Raw genomic sequence first — 18769 nt, forward strand, 5'->3', positions numbered from 1 at the left:
GGTATGAGTAAAATTCGAGTGCATGAATATGCAAAACAACATAATATCTCAAGTAAAGATCTTATGACAAAACTAAAAGAAATGAATATCGAGGTTTCGAATCATATGACAATGTTAGAAGATGAAGTAGTAAATAAATTAGATAATGCGTATCAAACTGAAAAACCTTCTGTTGCAGATGAGTTTGAAGTAGAAGAAAAAGTTGTTCGTAGTAAAAAGAACAGCAATAAGAAAAAGAAAAAAGGCAAAGGAAATGAAGACAAACGTCAAGATAACTTTGCTGGAAGACAACAAACACAAACTGTAGAAACACCAGATAAAATTACTTTCTCTGGAAGTCTTACAGTAGGTGAGCTTGCTAAAAAATTAAGCAAAGAGCCGTCTGAAATTATTAAGAAGCTCTTTATGCTTGGAATTATGGCAACAATTAACCAAGACTTAGATAAAGATACAATTGAATTAATTGCTACTGATTATGGTATTGAAGTAGAAGAAGAAGTAGTTGTAAGCGAGACTGAATTCGAAACATTCATCGATGAGCAAGACGATGAAGAGAACTTAAAAGAACGTCCAGCTGTAGTTACAATTATGGGACACGTTGACCATGGTAAAACAACTTTACTTGACTCTATCCGTAATTCAAAAGTAACTGCAGGCGAAGCAGGTGGAATTACTCAGCATATTGGTGCATACCAAGTTGAAGTAAATGACAAGAAGATTACATTCTTAGATACGCCTGGTCACGCGGCATTTACAACGATGCGTGCTCGTGGTGCGCAAGTAACAGATATTACAATCCTTGTTGTTGCAGCTGATGACGGTGTTATGCCTCAAACAGTTGAAGCGATTAGCCATGCGAAAGCAGCTGGAGTACCAATTATTGTAGCTGTGAATAAAATGGATAAACCAGCGGCAAATCCTGATCGTGTAATGCAAGAATTAACAGAATATGAATTAGTTCCAGAAGCTTGGGGTGGAGATACAATCTTCGTACCAATTTCTGCAATTCAAGGTGAAGGAATTGACAACTTACTAGAAATGATTCTTCTTGTAAGTGAAGTTGAAGAATATAAAGCAAATCCAAACCGCTATGCAACTGGTACTGTAATTGAAGCACAGCTTGATAAAGGTAAAGGAACTATCGCGACATTACTTGTTCAAAACGGTACACTTCGAGTTGGAGATCCAATCGTTGTTGGTACTTCATTCGGACGTGTTCGTGCAATGGTAAGTGACATTGGTCGTCGTGTAAAAGTTGCTGGACCATCAACTCCTGTTGAAATTACAGGTTTAAACGAAGTACCACAAGCGGGAGATCGTTTCATGGCATTCGCTGATGAGAAGAAAGCTCGTCAAATCGGTGAATCACGTGCACAAGAAGCGTTACTTGCTCAACGTGGTGAGAAATCTAAATTAAGCCTTGAAGATTTATTCCAACAAATCCAAGAGGGCGATGTAAAAGAAATTAACTTAATTGTGAAAGCAGACGTACAAGGTTCTGTAGAAGCAATGGCAGCGTCACTTCGTAAAATTGATGTTGAAGGTGTTAAAGTTAAAATTATCCATACAGGCGTAGGTGCGATCACAGAATCTGATATCATTTTAGCTTCTGCATCTAATGCAATTGTAATTGGATTTAACGTACGCCCTGATGTGAATGCGAAGCGTACAGCTGAATTAGAGAATGTTGATGTTCGTTTACACCGTATTATCTATAAAGTAATCGAAGAAATCGAATCAGCAATGCAAGGTATGCTGGATCCAGAATTCGAAGAAAAAGTAATCGGTCAAGCGGAAGTACGCCAAACATTCAAAGTAACAAAAGTTGGAACAATCGCAGGTTGTTACGTAATTGACGGTAAAATTACACGTGATAGTGGCGTGCGTATTATCCGTGATGGCGTAGTAATTTTCGAAGGACAACTTGATACGTTAAAACGTTTCAAAGACGACGTAAAAGAAGTTGCACAAAACTATGAGTGTGGTATTACAATTGAGAGATATAATGATCTTAAAGAAGGGGACATCATTGAAGCGTACATTATGGAAGAAGTGAAGCGATGATTATCGCTTCACTCTCATTCGAGTGTATGATTTACGATGTGCATTCTTTAAAAGAGAAACGAGCAATTTTGCAACGGGTGCTAACTCGTGTGAAGCAGCGCTATAATGTAGCTGTTTCAGAAGTAGGGCATCAAGATGTATGGCAACGTACAGAAATTGCAATTGTTTCTGTATCCTCTAATCGTGTTGTTTGTGAAAAAGAAATGAATCGTGTACTCGAGTACATCGATTCATTTCCTGAAATTGAACGTACAATAACACAATTGGAATGGTATTGAATGAGGTGAAGAGTTATGAAATTACGTGCAAACCGTGTAGGCGAGCAAATGAAAAAAGAATTAGGCGACATCATCAGTCGTAAAATTAAAGATCCACGTGTCGGATTTGTTACAGTAACAGATGTACAAGTGAGTGGGGATTTACAAATTGCTACAGTATATATTTCTGTTTTAGGTGATGAAGAACAGAAAGAAAGTACATTAAAAGGTTTAGCGAAAGCAAAAGGCTTCATTCGTTCAGAAATTGGCCAACGTATTCGTCTTCGCAAAACACCGGAAATTTCCTTTGAATTTGATGAGTCTATCGGATATGGTCATCGAATTGATACACTTTTACATCAAATTAATAAAGACGATAAACGTGAAGAATAATGGATAGACATTTGTCTATCCATTTTTTCAATGCAAAATAAATTTTGGATAATTACTATGAAAGAATTATGATGAGGTGAACATATATGGAAGGTGTAGTATTATTACATAAGCCAAAAGGCATGACATCACATGATTGTGTATTTAAATTAAGAAAGATATTGCGTGAGAAACGAATTGGTCATACAGGAACATTAGATCCAGATGTAACAGGAGTATTACCTATTTGTGTGGGACGAGCAACGAAGATTGCACAATTTTTAACAAGTGAGACGAAAACATATGAAGGTGAAGTAACACTTGGATTTTCAACAACAACTGAAGATGCTTCTGGTGAAGTTGTTGAAACGAAACATGTAGATCGCGTTATTACTCGTAAGGAAGTAGAAGGGGCTCTTGCTGCATTAACAGGTACGATTGAACAAATGCCTCCGATGTTTTCGGCTGTAAAAGTTAACGGGAAAAAATTATATGAATATGCAAGAGCAGGACAAGAAGTTGAACGTCCAGTTCGTACAATTACAATTCATGAATTTGTATTACTAGATGACCGTGAAGTGTTTGAGGGGGAAAATATTTCATTCCGTTTCCGTGTAACGTGTAGTAAAGGAACATATGTAAGAACGTTAGCAGTAATGATTGGTGAAAAACTTGGTTTTCCATCACATATGTCTCACCTTGTAAGAACAGCTTCTGGAGAATTTTTATTAGAAGATTGCATATCATTTGAAGAAATTGAAGAAAACGTGCAAAATGGAACAGTAGAGTCTATCTTCATTTCAATTGATGAAGCATTAAGTAAGTTCCCGAAAATTGTTGTAGATGAAAAGCAAGCAGAGAAAATAAAGAATGGTATGTTCTTAAAAAATGAATTGCAAATAACAGCACCATTTATAACAGTATTTGATAAAAATGATCGATGCCTTGCAATTTTTGAGCACCATCCAAAACACCCTGGTATGCTAAAGCCGATGAAAGTACTTGTGAATAATCAAGAACTAAAGCTATAATGAATTATTGGAAGGATTATTACAGAAAAAGGTGAATTCAAGCGTGAAACTTATTCATTTAACTCATCCACATGAACAAAATAAATTAGAATTACCACCGACTGTAATGGCATTAGGATTTTTTGATGGCATTCATTTAGGACATCAATGTGTAATTCGAACTGCGAAACAAATAGCGGATGAACGGGGATATAAAAGTGCAGTTATGACATTTTATCCGCACCCATCTGTTGTTTTAGGGAAAAAGGAAGCCCATGCGGAGTATATTACACCCATGTGTGATAAAGAAAAAATAGTCGAAAACTTAGGGATCGATATATTATATGTTATTAAATTTGATGAATCGTTTGCAGGCTTATTGCCACAACAATTTGTAGATGATTATATTATTGGTTTAAATGTAAAGCATGTAGTAGCAGGGTTTGATTATTCATATGGACGTTTAGGAAAAGGAAAGATGGAGACTTTACCATTTCATGCAAGAGGGGAGTTTACACAGACTGTGATTGAAAAAGTTGAATTTCAAGAAGAGAAAGTAAGTTCTACAGCATTACGAAAGTTAATTCGAAATGGCGAAATGGAACAAATTCCATCTATTTTAGGTAGAGCATATACAGTAGGGGGAACGGTTGTACACGGTGATAAACGTGGACGTCAAATTGGTTTTCCTACAGCAAATGTAGGTTTAAGTGATGAGTATCTATTGCCACCTGTAGGTGTTTATGCAGTGAGATTAAAGGTTCACGATGAATGGTACGATGGTGTATGTAATATTGGATATAAACCAACTTTTAAAGAAGATGAGCGTCAATTATCTATTGAAGTGCACTTATTTGAATTTAACAAAGACATATATGATCAAAATGTTACAGTAGAGTGGCATATGCGTATAAGAGAAGAGAAGAAATTCAATGGCATCGATGAGTTAGTTGAACAAATCGCAAAAGATAAGAAAACAGCACAAGAATATTTTGCGAACGAAAAGAATATACTTGCTTTTTCAAATGAAAAGTAGTATTCTATGTTATGTACTTTATGACAACCATTGCTTGGCATTGCGACTCACCGACGCTTGCTAGGTAATTGGGGGTTTAATTAATAGGAGGTGAAATAGGATGGCTTTAACACAAGAGCGTAAAAATGAAATCATTGCACAATTTAGAACTCATGAGACTGATACTGGTTCTCCAGAGGTTCAAATTGCTGTCCTAACGGAGCAAATTAACACTCTAAACGAGCACTTACGTACTCACAAGAAAGATCATCATTCACGTCGTGGTCTATTAAAGATGGTTGGTAAACGTCGTAACTTACTAACTTACCTTCGTAATAGCGATATCACACGTTACCGTGAATTAATCACAAAGCTTGGCTTACGTCGATAGTCAAAGAAGCGGGAATATTCCCGCTTTTTTGTTAGGTAAAAATATATCTTCTACCCTTTATAGCTTACTTCATTTTCGGTAATACTAGAGGTAGAATATTGTGATATACTATCCATTTACATAGAAGAATTGAATACTTTAAATTGAGAGGGGTACTTAAATGAGTCAAGAAAAGCAAGTCTTCTCGATAGATTTAGCTGGTCGCCAGCTAACAGTTGAAACAAGTCAGCTTGCGAAGCAAGCGAACGGAGCAGTATTAGTAAGATATGGCGATACAGCGGTTCTATCTACAGCAACTGCATCAAAAGAACCAAAAAATGTAGATTTCTTCCCACTTACAGTAAACTATGAAGAGCGTTTATATGCAGTCGGAAAAATTCCTGGCGGTTTCATTAAACGTGAAGGTCGTCCAAGTGAAAAAGCAATTTTGGCAAGTCGTTTAATCGACCGTCCAATTCGTCCACTTTTCGCAGATGGTTTCCGTAACGAAGTACAAGTTGTCAGCATTGTAATGAGTGTTGATCAAGATTGTTCTTCTGAAATGGCAGCTATGCTTGGTTCTTCATTAGCGTTATCGATTTCAGATATTCCATTTGAAGGTCCAATCGCGGGTGCAACAGTTGGTCGTATTAACGGCGAATTCGTTATTAATCCAACAGTAGAACAGCAAGAGCAAAGTGATATTCACCTTGTTGTAGCTGGTACGAAAGATGCAATTAACATGGTTGAAGCAGGAGCAGATCAAGTGCCTGAAGAAACGATGTTGGAAGCAATTATGTTTGGACATGACGAAATTAAACGTCTAATTGCATTCCAAGAAGAGATTGTACAAGCTGTAGGTAAAGAGAAATCAGAAGTGAAACTTTATGAAGTTGACGCTGATCTTAATCAAGCTGTACGTGAAATGTCTGAGAAGGATATGCATTCTGCAATTCAAGTACATGAGAAACATGCACGTGAAGATGCAATTAACGAAGTGAAAAAGCGTGTAATTGAGCATTATGAAGCGCAAGAAGCTGACGCTGATACATTAGGACAAGTAAATGAGATTTTATATAAAATTGTAAAAGAAGAAGTACGTCGTCTTATTACAGTTGAAAAAATCCGCCCAGATGGCCGTAAAGGTGACGAAATCCGTCCATTAGCATCAGAGGTTGGCATTTTATCTCGTACACACGGTTCTGGTTTATTCACACGTGGACAAACACAAGCATTAAGTATTTGTACATTAGGTGCATTAGGCGATGTGCAAATTTTAGATGGTCTTGGTGTAGAAGAATCAAAACGCTTCATGCACCATTACAACTTCCCATCATTTAGTGTTGGTGAAACAAGACCGATGCGTGGACCAGGTCGTCGTGAAATTGGTCACGGTGCACTTGGAGAACGTGCTCTTGAACCTGTAATTCCATCTGAAAAAGATTTCCCATATACAGTACGTCTTGTATCTGAAGTTTTAGAATCAAATGGTTCTACTTCACAAGCAAGTATTTGTGGTAGTACTTTAGCAATGATGGATGCTGGTGTTCCACTTAAAGCTCCAGTTGCAGGTATTGCAATGGGTCTAGTTAAAACTGGTGAGCATTACACAATTTTATCTGATATTCAAGGTATGGAAGATCATTTAGGTGATATGGACTTTAAAGTAGCAGGTACAGCAAAAGGTGTTACTGCACTACAAATGGACATTAAAATCGATGGTCTATCTCGTGAAATTTTAGAAGAGGCATTACAACAAGCGAAAGTTGGTCGTGTGCACATTCTAAATCATATGTTATCTGTTATTGGAGAGCCACGTACTGAATTATCAGCTTACGCTCCAAAGATTATTACAATGACAATTAACCCAGATAAAATCCGTGACGTTATTGGGCCGAGCGGTAAACAAATCAATAAAATTATTGAAGAAACTGGCGTTAAAATTGATATCGAGCAAGATGGTACAGTATTCATTTCTTCAATAAATCAAGAAATGAATGACAAAGCTAAGAAAATTATCGAAGATATCGTTCGCGAAGTACAAGTAGGTGAAATCTACGAAGGAAAAGTGAAACGTGTTGAGAAATTCGGTGCTTTCGTTGAACTATTCAGCGGTAAAGATGGATTAGTTCACATTTCTGAACTTGCACTTGAGCGTGTAGGTAAAGTAGAAGACGTTGTGAAGATCGGTGATGTAATTACAGTTAAAGTTATCGAGATTGACAAGCAAGGTCGTGTGAATCTATCTAGAAAAGTATTGCTAAAAGAAGAGCAAGAAAAAGAAGCTGCTAAAGAAGAAAACAAACAAGAGCAGCAATAAGTAAAAGCCAGTTGAACTGGCTTTTTTTGTTATGTAAAAAATATGATTTATATATATTTTTATGTCAGTTTAGGTATAGTTTTCATTATAACGCTCAAATTAACAAAGATAAGAAGAAAAAGGCATTTATATAGTTAATGGGAGGGTTTATATGAAAGCTCGTATATTGGCATACATATGTATATTTTTTTTATATGTCAGTGTAGGCTCTTATTCCGTTTTTGCACAGGATAACTTGTATGAAGAAATTCAAAAACATGCAAAACAATATGAGATTGCACCTCAAAATGCGATGATTGATAAAATATGGAAAGCAACACCGGGATATAATGGAAGACAAGTTGATATCGAAGCATCTTATAATAATATGAAGAAGCTAAAGAAATTTGATCAAAAAAATCTTGAATTCAAGGAAGTATCCCCAAGTGTTCACTTAAAAGATTTATCACCAGCTCCAATTTATAGGGGACATCCAAATAAAAAGATGGTGGGATTAACAATAAATGTGGCATGGGGAAACGAGTATTTGCCGCGTATATTAGAGATATTGAAAAAACATGATGTGAAGGCGACTTTCTTTTTAGAAGGACGCTGGGTGAAAGAAAATTTGCGATTTGCAAAAATGATTGTCGATGCAAATCAAGAAGTTGGAAATCATTCTTATACACACCCTAATATGAAAACGCTATCGTCTGATGAAATACGAGATCAGTTACTAAAAACAAATCGAATGATTGAAGTTGCAACGAATCAAAAGGTGAGATGGTTTGCCCCGCCGAGTGGAAGTTTTCGGGATGAAGTCGTGAAAATTGCTGATGATTTCCAAATGGGAACGATCATGTGGACTGTCGATACAATTGATTGGAAACGACCTGATCCAGATGTACTATTGCAGAGAGTAATGAGAAAAATACATCCAGGTGCTATCGTATTAATGCATCCAACTTCATCTACAGCAGAAGCATTAGATACAATGATTACAAAATTGAAGGAACAAGGATATCGAGTAGGGAATATAACAGAATTACTGGATGAAAAACGTGTGGATTAAATACATTTGCATGACATTCATCCTTAAACTTGTTATCATTAAATAATAGCACTTATTTAGAGAAACTGGCAGTAGGAGGAAAGTTTTTGATTAAAAAATATACTTGTAAAAATGGTGTAAGAATCGTTATGGAGAATATACCAACCGTAAGATCGGTTGCGATTGGTATTTGGATTCATGCGGGGTCAAGAAATGAAAATGAAAAAAATAATGGGGTTTCTCACTTTTTAGAGCATATGTTCTTTAAAGGGACAGAAACACGTAGTGCACGCGAAATTGCAGAATCATTTGATAGCATTGGTGGGCAAGTGAATGCTTTTACTTCAAAAGAATACACTTGTTACTATGCAAAAGTGCTAGATGAGCATGCTAAATATGCTTTAGATGTACTAGCAGATATGTTCTTCAATTCAACATTTGATGAGGAAGAACTGAAAAAAGAGAAGAATGTCGTATGTGAAGAAATTAAAATGTACGAAGATGCTCCAGATGATATTGTACATGATATGTTAACGAAAGCAACATATGAAACGCATCCGCTTGGATATCCTATTTTAGGAACTGAAGAAACGCTTGATACGTTTACAGGTGATACACTACGCCAATATATAAAAGATCATTACACACCTGAAAATGTCGTTGTTTCAGTTGCAGGAAATATTGATGAAGCCTTTTTACAAACGGTAGAGCAATATTTCGGTAGTTATGAAGGAACAACAAACCGTGAACAAGTACATAGCCCAATTTTCCATTTTAATAAGGTAGCACGTAAAAAGGAAACAGAACAAGCTCATTTATGTTTAGGATATAAAGGCTTACAAATGGGACACGAAGATATTTATAACTTAATTGTATTAAATAACGTTTTAGGCGGTAGTATGAGTAGCCGTTTATTCCAAGAAGTACGTGAGCAACGCGGGTTAGCCTACTCAGTATTTTCTTACCATTCTTCTTATGAAGATACAGGTATGTTAACGCTGTATGGTGGAACAGGAAGCCAACAATTAGATACACTGTATGACACAATGCAGGAAACATTAGAAACATTGAAAAATACAGGTATTACAGAAAAAGAGCTTATTAATAGTAAAGAGCAATTAAAAGGAAACTTAATGTTAAGCTTAGAAAGTACGAATAGCCGTATGAGCCGCAATGGTAAGAATGAATTGCTACTTCGTAAGCATCGTTCACTTGATGAGATTATTGAAAGTGTAAACACTGTAACGAAAGCAAATGTTGATGAGTTAATTCGTAACATGTTTACAGATGAATTCTCTGCAGCATTAATTAGTCCAGATGGAAAACTTCCAAAAGGAATAAAACTATAATTGCTTTATATAAAGTATGTAAAAATAACCGTATCTCTTTTAAATGAGATACGGTTATTTTTTTGGGATATACAGAATAGGTACTAATTATAGATAACTTACATTCATAACTTCTGTAGGGGGAGAGCGTATGCGATTAAGTGAATTAAGCGGTAAAGAGATCGTAAATTTAGAAAGAGCCGAAAAAATGGGGGTTCTAGGTTATGTGGATTTAGAAATTGATGAGAAGGATGGTCAAATACAGGCTCTTATCATACCTGCTGGGAAATGGGGAGGCTTTAAAAAGGAACCACAAGAAGTAAGAGTCACGTGGAGCCAAATTAAGAAAGTAGGGCATGATATGATCCTTTGTGATATTACAGATCGTCCAAATTCGAAGTGAAAGATGGCCATTTTGGTCATCTTTTTTTGCGCATTCCCCGCAGAGTATTAGCTCACATGAATCGAGCTTTTACGGGCAATCAATTTCCTACATAATGTCCTCTCATATGCGGAATTTTGAGGGGAGGTCTTTCTGCATACAAAGAGCGGGATCAATCATGTGTGCTTTTTGTTTTTCAATCACCTAAAACTCGTACATTACATATGATGTGGAGGAAAAAGAAAAAGTAGGCACTTTTCTTATAAATGACAGAAAAAGAAGGTGAATTAGGGAATGTTGACTGAGATGCATATTGCTGTCATAGGAGGAGATGCAAGACAGCTAGAAGTAATTCGCAAGCTAGTTGAATTGGATGCGAAACTTTCATTGATAGGGTTTGACCAGTTAGATCATGGCTTCACAGGGGCAGCAAAAGAAAGTATACAAAATTTAGATTTCACTTCTGTAGATGCAATTATTTTGCCAGTTGCAGGTACAAATGCCAAGGGAGAAGTAGATACTATTTTTTCAAACGAGAAAGTTTCTATAACGAAAGAACAAATTGAAAATACACCAGAACACTTTACTATATATTCAGGTATTGGCACGCCTTACTTGGAAAATCTCGTATCTACTACAAACCGAAAACTTGTTAAATTATTTGATCGTGATGATGTCGCAATCTACAATTCTATTCCGACTGTAGAAGGTACATTAATGATGGTAATTCAACATACCGACTATACAATTCATGGTTCCAATGTAATGGTTTTAGGATTTGGTAGAACAGGGATGAGTGTTGCCAGAGCGTTTCAATCATTAGGAGCCCATGTCAAAGTTGGAGCAAGACGATCGGAACATATTGCACGTATTACAGAAATGATGTTTTCTCCTTTTCATATGCAAGATATTGAGAAAGAAGTAGGGAATATCGATATTGTCATTAATACAATTCCGCATCTCGTTGTGACAGCGAATGTCATTTCAAAAATGCCGGCTCATACGTTAGTAATTGATTTAGCTTCTAAACCAGGCGGTACCGACTTTAGATATGCGGAAAAAAGAGGAGTTAAAGCGCTGTTAGCACCTGGATTACCAGGTATTGTTGCTCCGAAAACAGCAGGACAAATTTTAGCGAACGTTCTTTCTCAGTTGTTAGCAGAAGATGTAATCGCAAGAAAGGAGAATGGGGAATGAATTTAAAAGGGAAAAGAATAGGATTTGGTTTTACTGGTTCACATTGTACGTACGAAGAAGTAATGCCTCATTTAGAAAAATTAATTGCTGAGGGAGCAGAAGTACGTCCCGTTGTTTCTTACACTGTTCAATCAACAAATACGAGATTTGGAGAAGGGGCAGAGTGGATTAAAAAGATTGAAGAAGTAACAGGCTTTAAAGCAATTAATTCCATCGTTGGCGCAGAACCACTAGGACCTAAAATTCCACTAGATTGCATGGTAATTGCACCGCTAACAGGAAATTCTATGAGTAAATTTGCAAATGCAATGACAGACTCTCCAGTATTAATGGCAGCGAAAGCGACGCTAAGAAATGGCAAGCCTGTTGTGTTGGCTGTTTCGACGAATGATGCTTTAGGGCTTAATGGGGTAAACCTCATGCGCCTAATGGCAACAAAAAACATCTACTTCGTCCCGTTCGGCCAAGATGCACCAGAGAAAAAACCGAACTCAATGGTAGCTCGCATGGAGCTGCTGGAAGATACAGTATTAGAAGCGCTGCAAGGGAAGCAATTGCAACCGGTTGTCGTAGAAAAATTCAGATATATGAATTAAAAAACGAAAAAAAACGGACAATTTTTGATGAAACCATCATTCTTACTGTAGAATATGATAAAATTAACGTTATTAAGATTAGAAGGGGTATTGTATACTCCTTCTAATTCTAAGTTATAGAAGGATTGGTATCTAGAAAGGGGCATAGTGATGGAAAAGCAAAAAACTTTTCATGTCGCTGTAGTTGGAGCAACCGGCGCAGTTGGTGAACAAATGTTAAATACTTTAGAGAAACGAGAATTTCCAATCGGGAAGTTAACGTTACTTTCATCTAAACGATCTGCAGGTAAGAAACTTGTATTTAAAGGCGAAGAATTTACAGTTCAAGAGGCAACTCCTGAAAGTTTTGAAGGAGTAGATATTGCACTATTTAGTGCTGGTGGATCTGTATCAAAACAATTAGCGCCAGAAGCAGCAAAGCGCGGTGCGATTGTTGTTGATAATACAAGTGCATTCCGTATGACAGAAAACGTGCCACTTGTTGTACCTGAAGTAAATGAAAACGACTTAAAAGAACATAATGGTATTATTGCAAATCCAAACTGTTCTACAATTCAAATGGTAGTAGCTCTTGAGCCAGTTCGTCAGCAATATGGTTTAAAACGAGTAATCGTTTCCACATATCAAGCTGTATCAGGTGCTGGTGCGGCAGCGATTGAAGAACTTCATGAACAATCACAAGCAATCTTAAATGGCGAAGAAGTGAAGGCAAATGTTTTACCTGTATCAGGTGATAAGAAACATTTCCAAATTGCTTTCAACGCGATTCCACAGATTGATAAATTCCAAGATAATGGATTTACGTTTGAAGAAATGAAAATGATTAATGAAACGAAAAAAATTATGCATATGCCTGAATTAGAAGTAGCGGCAACATGTGTACGTTTACCAGTTGTATCAGGTCACTCTGAGTCTGTTTACATCGAAGTAGAAAAAGAAGGTGTAACAGTAGAGGAATTCAAAAACTTACTTGCGAATGCAGAAGGTATTGTTCTGCAAGATAACCCAGAAGAGCAATTATATCCAATGCCAGCTACTGCAGTAGGTAAAAACGAAGTATTCGTTGGAAGAATCCGTAAAGATTTAAATAACGATAAAGGATTCCATCTTTGGGTCGTATCTGATAACTTATTAAAAGGCGCTGCATGGAATTCTGTTCAAATTGCAGAGCGCTTAGTAAAATTACAATTAGTGTAAACGGCTAAGAGAAGGTGCAAAATATGAAAATTATTGTTCAAAAATTTGGTGGCACATCCGTACGTGATGAAAATGGACGTAAGCATGCGCTTCATCATATAAAAAAATCGCTAGATGCGGGTTATAAAGTAGTTACTGTCGTCTCTGCTATGGGCCGTAAAGGTGAACCATATGCAACTGATACTTTGTTAAGTCTTGTAAATCAAGAGGAATCTCACATTTCTAATCGTGAGCAAGATTTATTATTATCATGCGGAGAATTAATCTCAGCAATCGTTTTCTCTAACATGTTAAATGAGAGCGGTATAAAAGCAGCGGCATTAAATGGTGCACAAGCTGGTTTTGTAACAAATGATGATTTTACAAATGCTAAGATTATTGAAATGAACTGCGATCGTATACATGAAGAGCTAGAAAATGTAGATGTAATCGTCGTTACAGGATTCCAAGGACAAACGAAAAAAGGTGATACGACAACACTGGGACGCGGAGGTAGCGATACTTCAGCTTCTGCATTAGGTGTTGCGCTTCATGCTGAATTTATTGATATCTTTACAGATGTAGAAGGTGTTATGACTGCGGATCCTCGTATTGTAAAAGATGCACGTCATCTTCAAACGGTAACATACAATGAAATTTGTAACATGGCATATCAAGGTGCAAAAGTCGTTCATCCACGTGCAGTTGAAATTGCGATGCATGCGAAAGTACCACTTCGTGTACGTTCTACGTATTCTGATAGTGAAGGTACGCTTATTTCAGCATCGGACGGTGCGACAAAAGGCCGTGATGTAGAAGAACGTCCTGTTACAGGTATCGCTCATGTATCAAATGTGACGCAAATTAAAGTGCTGGCAAAAGAAACAGCATATGATTTACAACAGCATGTGTTTAAAGAAATGGCGAATGAAGGAATCAGTGTCGATTTAATTAACATTTCACCTACTGGGGTAGCTTATACGGTGAGTGATAGTGTATCAAGTCGTGCAGTTGAATTATTAAAAAACCTTGGATATGAGCCAATTGTGACAGAGCATTGTGCAAAAGTATCTATTGTAGGAGCTGGAATGGCAGGCTACCCAGGGGTTACTGCGAAAATCGTTACAGCTTTAGCGGAAAAAGGTATTCAAATTCTGCAATCGGCAGATAGCCATACGACAATTTGGGTTCTTGTAAAAGAAACTGATTTAGTGGAGGCTGTAAATGCATTACATAGTGCGTTTGAGCTTTCAAAAGAAAAGCAACTGGAACAATAAGGAGTGAGACCATGATAGATTTTGGGACAATTGCAACCGCGATGGTAACTCCGTTTGATAAAAACGGAAATATCGATTTTGCAAAGACAACGAAATTGGTAAATTATTTAATAGATAACGGTACAACAGCAATCGTGGTAGGAGGAACGACAGGCGAATCTCCTACATTAACTTCAGAAGAAAAAGTAGCGTTATATCGCCATGTCGTATCTGTTGTCGATAAAAGGGTGCCCGTAATCGCTGGAACAGGTAGTAATAATACGCATGCTTCTATTGACTTAACTAAAAAGGCAACAGAAGTTGGTGTTGATGCAGTAATGCTAGTAGCACCGTATTATAACAAACCGAGTCAAGAAGGAATGTATCAGCACTTTAAAGTAATTGCTGAAAGTACGCCGCTTCCGGTTATGCTATATAACGTTCCAGGACGATCTATTGTACAAATCTCCGTTGATACAGTTGTTCGTTTATCAGAAATAGAAAACATTGTTGCGATTAAAGATGCAGGCGGCGATGTGTTAACAATGACAGAAATCATTGAAAAAACAGCGGACGACTTTGCAGTATACAGCGGTGATGATGGTTTAACGTTACCAGCTATGGCAGTTGGAGCGAAAGGTATCGTTTCTGTAGCATCTCATGTGATTGGAAATGAAATGCAAGAAATGATTGCAGCATTCCAAGCAGGAGAATTCAAGAAGGCGCAAAAATTACATCAATTACTTGTAAGAGTAACGGATTCATTATTTATGGCGCCAAGCCCAACGCCAGTAAAAACAGCGTTACAAATGGTTGGATTAGACGTAGGTTCTGTACGTTTACCACTTCTTCCGTTAACAGAAGAAGAAAGAGTAACGTTACAATCTGTTATGCAATCTATCCCTCGTTAATAAAAAATGACCTAGTGTAGAACTGGGTCATTTTTTATTGGTAAGAAAATCTTTGCCGTTCTTTTCTTACCTACATGAATACTTATAAGATTATTAACCGCTTTTTCATTATGTATTGCAATGTGTATAAGAAAATAATCGTACCCCTTTAAAAGGATCAAAAAATCATAGTTATTTTAGAATAAACATAATAAACCACCGCTTCTGTTTTTTAGAGAAATCCCCTCAGATGTGACGTAATTCATAAAAAAACTCCATTTTGTAAGTGTTTTTGTTCAATTCTAGAAAAATAAGTCTTGAAAATCCATATTATGAAATGAATTTAGCGTATGTATGGCTATTTCTTCAAAATAATATGGAGTATAAAATCGAAGTAAATATAAAGGAAATACGTTCGATACTTTTGTTATAATTCCGTTCTTTTACCTATTCTTTCGCACGATTTAACTTGTGTTCTATTTCTTGTATCAGGTATAATATGGCTAAGTAGCTTAGTACGGGTATGCTTAGCAAAATTGGTAAAAAATTATAATTTGATTACATTTTCATATCATATCGAATAAGATATTTGATTTATATAATGAAAGAGAGGTGAAACCTGGTTTAAAAAATAAACAAGGACATGATATCGCATAACGGTAAGGACATTCGTCTTGGACGGTGAATATATGGTGGTTGTAGAGTTTCCCCTGGTGTCTCTGCAATTTTAGTGAAATCAGTGTTTGAAAGATTTTTAAACCAGGCAACAACATGAAGAGAAAAGAGAATGAGTCTGTTAAAGTATTTGCTCTTGGTGGAGTAGGTGAAATCGGGAAAAACATGTACTGTGTTGAAATTGATTCTGAAATCTTTATTGTAGATGCAGGGTTAATGTTCCCGGGAGATGAAATGTTTGGAATTGATATCGTTATTCCTGATATTACATATTTAGTGGAAAACCAAGAGCGAGTAAAAGGTTTATTTATTACTCACGGTCATGAAGATCATATCGGTGGTATTGTTTACGTACTTCGTAAATTATCTATTCCAGTGTATGCAACGAAATTAACAGTAGGACTTATACAAGAAAAACTTGGCGAAGCGGGTATGTTAGGCCGTGTAGACTTAAAAACAATCGATTCAAATTCAACAGTAGAGTTTAATACTACAACGGTGTCATTCTTTGGAACGACACATAGTATTCCAGATTCTGTTGGTGTTTGTTTCCATACATCAAAAGGTGCGATTGTATATACAGGAGACTTTAAATTCGATCAAACTCCAATTGGAAATAGTGGAGCAGATCTTGGGAAAATGGCGCAAATTGGAAACGAAGGCGTACTGTGCTTATTATCTGATAGTACAAATGCTGAGCGTCCAGGCTATACAGGTTCTGAAAAAGAAGTTGGTGTAGAAATTTCTAAAGTGTTCTACGGCGCAGAAGGACGTATTATCGTTGCTTCATTTGCATCGAATGTACATCGTATTCAACAAGTATTTGATGCAGCTGCTGAAACAGGACGAAAAGTAGCGGTTGTAGGACGTAGTATGGTGAAAGTAGTAGATATCGCAAGACGTCTTGGTTATTTAGATGTTCCAGAAGGTATGGTTATTTCACTACAAGAAGTAGACAATTTCCCAGAGAAAAAGGTAGCTATTTTAACGACAGGTAGCCAAGGTGAACCGATGGCGGCCCTTTCTAGAATGGCGAAGCAAGCTCATAAACAAATTTCAATTCGTAAAGGTGATACGGTTATTATTGCGGCTTCTCCAATTCCGGGTAATGAAATATCTGTATCAAAAATTATCGACTTGTTATTTAGAGCGGGAGCTGAAGTTGTTTATTACGGTGAAAGAAAAGTTCACGTTTCAGGTCATGGTAGCCAAGAAGAATTAAAATTAATGTTAAATTTAATGAAACCGAAATATTTTGTACCCGTACATGGTGAGTTCCGTATGCAAAAAGCACATGCATATTTAGCTGAAGATGTAGGTATTGCAAGAGAAAATATCTTTATCGTAGAAAAAGGCGATGTAATCGGTTTTGGTGACGATGAAGCGAACTTAGTTGGTAAAGTGCAAGCGGGCAATGTATTAATTGATGGATTAGGTGTAGGTGACGTTGGTAATATCGTTCTTCGAGATAGAAAAATGTTATCTCAAGATGGAATATTAGTAGTTGTTGTAACACTTGGTAAGGATGAAAAGAAAATTGTTTCTGGCCCAGAAATCATTTCACGTGGTTTTGTGTATGTACGTGAATCAGAAGCGTTAATTGACCGCTCTACAGAGATTGTACGTATGATTGTTGAGCAATCAATTAAAGAATATTCAATTGAATGGTCTATGTTAAAACAAAATATTCGTGAATTATTAGGACAATTCTTGTACGAAGAGACAAAGAGAAAACCTATGATTTTACCGATTATTATGGAAGTTTAAAAAAGGTCACCTTTACGGGTGATCTTTTTTTCTTTTTAAACTCTATCGAATGAAATTTATAACTTAAGAAATAATAGTGATATACGAGTGAAAGGGGATGCGATATGACAGAACGTGATCGTTATACAAATGAAGAGAAAGAGGCTGAGCCGAAAGAAACTGGAAAAGAAGCTTCAATAGTGGAAAAAATACAACAGCTTGGACAAACGAATGTACCACAAATGAATGAATCGCGTATTCATTGTTTAACAATCATTGGACAGGTGGAAGGTCATGTTCAGTTGCCGCCGCAAAATAAAACAACGAAATATGAGCATATCATTCCGCAAATTGTTGCGATAGAACAAAATCCGAAAATTGAAGGTTTACTTTTAATATTAAACACGGTTGGTGGTGATGTTGAAGCTGGGCTAGCAATTTCTGAAATGGTCGCTTCGCTTTCAAAGCCAACAGTATCACTTGTTCTGGGCGGAGGACATTCTATCGGTGTACCGATTGCTGTCTCTACGGACTATTCATTTATTGCGGAAACTGCGACGATGACAATTCATCCTATTCGTCTAACAGGTCTTGTTATAGGTGTGCCGCAAACATTTGAGTATTTAGATAAAATGCAAGAAAGAGTCATACGATTTGTGACGAAGCATTCGAAAGTAACGGAAGATCGTTTTAAAGAGCTTATGTTTGCGAAAGGGAATTTGACGCGAGATATTGGAACGAATGTAATTGGCGGAGATGCAGTGAAATATGGTCTTATAGATGATGTCGGTGGTATCGGAAATGCGATTCGAAAATTGAACGAATTAATAGATGCACGCGGGGATGATTGTGCAGAAGGGACAATGTTGCAATGATTTTATATACAATTATGCCGGAGCAACTTGTCTATCCAGCCGATTATTCGCAATGTGAAAGTCAAAAAGTTGTAAATATAAACGGTGTTGAGTTAATGGTTTCTGAAGAAGAACATGGGTATTATTCTATTGTACGTGTGCTAAGTACGGATCCGCTTCACTACTTAGAGTTTGAGCCTGGTCAGAAAATAACCTTTTAGCAAAAAGAAG

Annotated in this window: 18 protein-coding genes; all 18 read left to right on the forward strand. The window is 36.7% G+C overall.

Annotated elements, in window-relative coordinates; all coding sequences use genetic code 11:
* Window positions 1–3: 3 nt before the first annotated feature.
* Window positions 4–2064 carry a translation initiation factor IF-2 gene (infB, locus tag BAQ44_RS07720; protein WP_061678197.1) on the forward strand — a complete coding sequence of 687 codons (2061 nt, stop codon included), beginning with the start codon at window positions 4–6 and terminating at the stop codon, window positions 2062–2064.
* The gene (locus BAQ44_RS07725; protein WP_017151268.1) at window positions 2061–2342 is read left to right on the forward strand and encodes a DUF503 domain-containing protein; all 282 of its coding nucleotides are present in this window, start codon (window positions 2061–2063) and stop codon (window positions 2340–2342) included. The genes infB and BAQ44_RS07725 overlap by 4 nt, the downstream gene beginning before the upstream one ends.
* Before the next feature lie 15 nt (window positions 2343–2357).
* A complete protein-coding gene (gene rbfA, locus BAQ44_RS07730; RefSeq protein ID WP_000776444.1) occupies window positions 2358–2714 on the forward strand; it encodes a 30S ribosome-binding factor RbfA in 357 nt (118 codons plus the stop codon).
* A gap of 86 nt (window positions 2715–2800) precedes the next feature.
* Window positions 2801–3724, forward strand: coding sequence for a tRNA pseudouridine(55) synthase TruB (truB, locus tag BAQ44_RS07735; RefSeq protein WP_063260410.1), 924 nt, complete (start codon window positions 2801–2803; stop codon window positions 3722–3724).
* Window positions 3725–3767: 43 nt separating this feature from the next.
* Window positions 3768–4739 carry a bifunctional riboflavin kinase/FAD synthetase gene (gene ribF / locus BAQ44_RS07740; RefSeq protein WP_000766716.1) on the forward strand — a complete coding sequence of 324 codons (972 nt, stop codon included), beginning with the start codon at window positions 3768–3770 and terminating at the stop codon, window positions 4737–4739.
* 100 nt (window positions 4740–4839) lie between these two features.
* Window positions 4840–5109: a 30S ribosomal protein S15 gene (rpsO, locus tag BAQ44_RS07745; RefSeq protein ID WP_001229392.1), complete on the forward strand. Its 270-nt coding sequence runs from the start codon at window positions 4840–4842 to the stop codon at window positions 5107–5109.
* 160 nt (window positions 5110–5269) lie between these two features.
* A complete protein-coding gene (pnp, locus tag BAQ44_RS07750; RefSeq protein ID WP_061678193.1) occupies window positions 5270–7408 on the forward strand; it encodes a polyribonucleotide nucleotidyltransferase in 2139 nt (712 codons plus the stop codon).
* Window positions 7409–7559: 151 nt separating this feature from the next.
* The gene (locus tag BAQ44_RS07755; RefSeq protein ID WP_071721397.1) at window positions 7560–8459 is read left to right on the forward strand and encodes a polysaccharide deacetylase family protein; all 900 of its coding nucleotides are present in this window, start codon (window positions 7560–7562) and stop codon (window positions 8457–8459) included.
* A gap of 86 nt (window positions 8460–8545) precedes the next feature.
* Window positions 8546–9787 carry a M16 family metallopeptidase gene (locus tag BAQ44_RS07760; RefSeq protein ID WP_000593004.1) on the forward strand — a complete coding sequence of 414 codons (1242 nt, stop codon included), beginning with the start codon at window positions 8546–8548 and terminating at the stop codon, window positions 9785–9787.
* Window positions 9788–9917: 130 nt separating this feature from the next.
* On the forward strand, window positions 9918–10169 hold the full coding sequence (locus tag BAQ44_RS07765) for a YlmC/YmxH family sporulation protein (RefSeq protein WP_060631972.1): 252 nt from the start codon (window positions 9918–9920) through the stop codon (window positions 10167–10169).
* Between the two features lie 273 nt (window positions 10170–10442).
* Window positions 10443–11345, forward strand: coding sequence for a dipicolinic acid synthetase subunit A (gene dpaA / locus BAQ44_RS07770; protein ID WP_000954736.1), 903 nt, complete (start codon window positions 10443–10445; stop codon window positions 11343–11345).
* Window positions 11342–11941, forward strand: coding sequence for a dipicolinate synthase subunit B (gene dpaB / locus BAQ44_RS07775; protein WP_001049480.1), 600 nt, complete (start codon window positions 11342–11344; stop codon window positions 11939–11941). The genes dpaA and dpaB overlap by 4 nt, the downstream gene beginning before the upstream one ends.
* Before the next feature lie 150 nt (window positions 11942–12091).
* A complete protein-coding gene (asd, locus tag BAQ44_RS07780) occupies window positions 12092–13138 on the forward strand; it encodes an aspartate-semialdehyde dehydrogenase (protein WP_061678191.1) in 1047 nt (348 codons plus the stop codon).
* A 23-nt stretch (window positions 13139–13161) separates the two neighbouring features.
* Window positions 13162–14394, forward strand: a complete 1233-nt coding sequence (dapG, locus tag BAQ44_RS07785) for an aspartate kinase (protein ID WP_063260407.1) — start codon at window positions 13162–13164, stop codon at window positions 14392–14394.
* Window positions 14395–14405: 11 nt separating this feature from the next.
* Window positions 14406–15284, forward strand: coding sequence for a 4-hydroxy-tetrahydrodipicolinate synthase (dapA, locus tag BAQ44_RS07790; RefSeq protein WP_061678190.1), 879 nt, complete (start codon window positions 14406–14408; stop codon window positions 15282–15284).
* 750 nt (window positions 15285–16034) lie between these two features.
* A complete protein-coding gene (locus BAQ44_RS07800; protein WP_000823086.1) occupies window positions 16035–17705 on the forward strand; it encodes a ribonuclease J in 1671 nt (556 codons plus the stop codon).
* Window positions 17706–17809: 104 nt separating this feature from the next.
* Window positions 17810–18559, forward strand: a complete 750-nt coding sequence (gene tepA / locus BAQ44_RS07805; RefSeq protein ID WP_071721399.1) for a translocation-enhancing protein TepA — start codon at window positions 17810–17812, stop codon at window positions 18557–18559.
* On the forward strand, window positions 18556–18759 hold the full coding sequence (locus BAQ44_RS07810) for a YlzJ-like family protein (RefSeq protein ID WP_000605027.1): 204 nt from the start codon (window positions 18556–18558) through the stop codon (window positions 18757–18759). The genes tepA and BAQ44_RS07810 overlap by 4 nt, the downstream gene beginning before the upstream one ends.
* The last annotated feature ends 10 nt before the right edge of the window (window positions 18760–18769 follow it).

Source organism: Bacillus mobilis (genome assembly GCF_001884045.1).
GTDB classification, from domain to species: domain Bacteria; phylum Bacillota; class Bacilli; order Bacillales; family Bacillaceae_G; genus Bacillus_A; species Bacillus_A mobilis.

Bases quoted from the DNA above. Each gene is read 5' to 3' on its own strand.
- infB (WP_061678197.1), top strand. From the start codon at position 4: ATGAGTAAAATTCGAGTGCATGAATATGCAAAACAACATAATATCTCA.
- BAQ44_RS07725 (WP_017151268.1), top strand. From the start codon at position 2,061: ATGATTATCGCTTCACTCTCATTCGAGTGTATGATTTACGATGTGCAT.
- rbfA (WP_000776444.1), top strand. From the start codon at position 2,358: ATGAAATTACGTGCAAACCGTGTAGGCGAGCAAATGAAAAAAGAATTA.
- truB (WP_063260410.1), top strand. From the start codon at position 2,801: ATGGAAGGTGTAGTATTATTACATAAGCCAAAAGGCATGACATCACAT.
- rpsO (WP_001229392.1), top strand. From the start codon at position 4,840: ATGGCTTTAACACAAGAGCGTAAAAATGAAATCATTGCACAATTTAGA.
- pnp (WP_061678193.1), top strand. From the start codon at position 5,270: ATGAGTCAAGAAAAGCAAGTCTTCTCGATAGATTTAGCTGGTCGCCAG.
- BAQ44_RS07755 (WP_071721397.1), top strand. From the start codon at position 7,560: ATGAAAGCTCGTATATTGGCATACATATGTATATTTTTTTTATATGTC.
- BAQ44_RS07765 (WP_060631972.1), top strand. From the start codon at position 9,918: ATGCGATTAAGTGAATTAAGCGGTAAAGAGATCGTAAATTTAGAAAGA.
- dpaA (WP_000954736.1), top strand. From the start codon at position 10,443: ATGTTGACTGAGATGCATATTGCTGTCATAGGAGGAGATGCAAGACAG.
- dpaB (WP_001049480.1), top strand. From the start codon at position 11,342: ATGAATTTAAAAGGGAAAAGAATAGGATTTGGTTTTACTGGTTCACAT.
- asd (WP_061678191.1), top strand. From the start codon at position 12,092: ATGGAAAAGCAAAAAACTTTTCATGTCGCTGTAGTTGGAGCAACCGGC.
- dapG (WP_063260407.1), top strand. From the start codon at position 13,162: ATGAAAATTATTGTTCAAAAATTTGGTGGCACATCCGTACGTGATGAA.
- dapA (WP_061678190.1), top strand. From the start codon at position 14,406: ATGATAGATTTTGGGACAATTGCAACCGCGATGGTAACTCCGTTTGAT.
- BAQ44_RS07800 (WP_000823086.1), top strand. From the start codon at position 16,035: ATGAAGAGAAAAGAGAATGAGTCTGTTAAAGTATTTGCTCTTGGTGGA.
- tepA (WP_071721399.1), top strand. From the start codon at position 17,810: ATGACAGAACGTGATCGTTATACAAATGAAGAGAAAGAGGCTGAGCCG.
- BAQ44_RS07810 (WP_000605027.1), top strand. From the start codon at position 18,556: ATGATTTTATATACAATTATGCCGGAGCAACTTGTCTATCCAGCCGAT.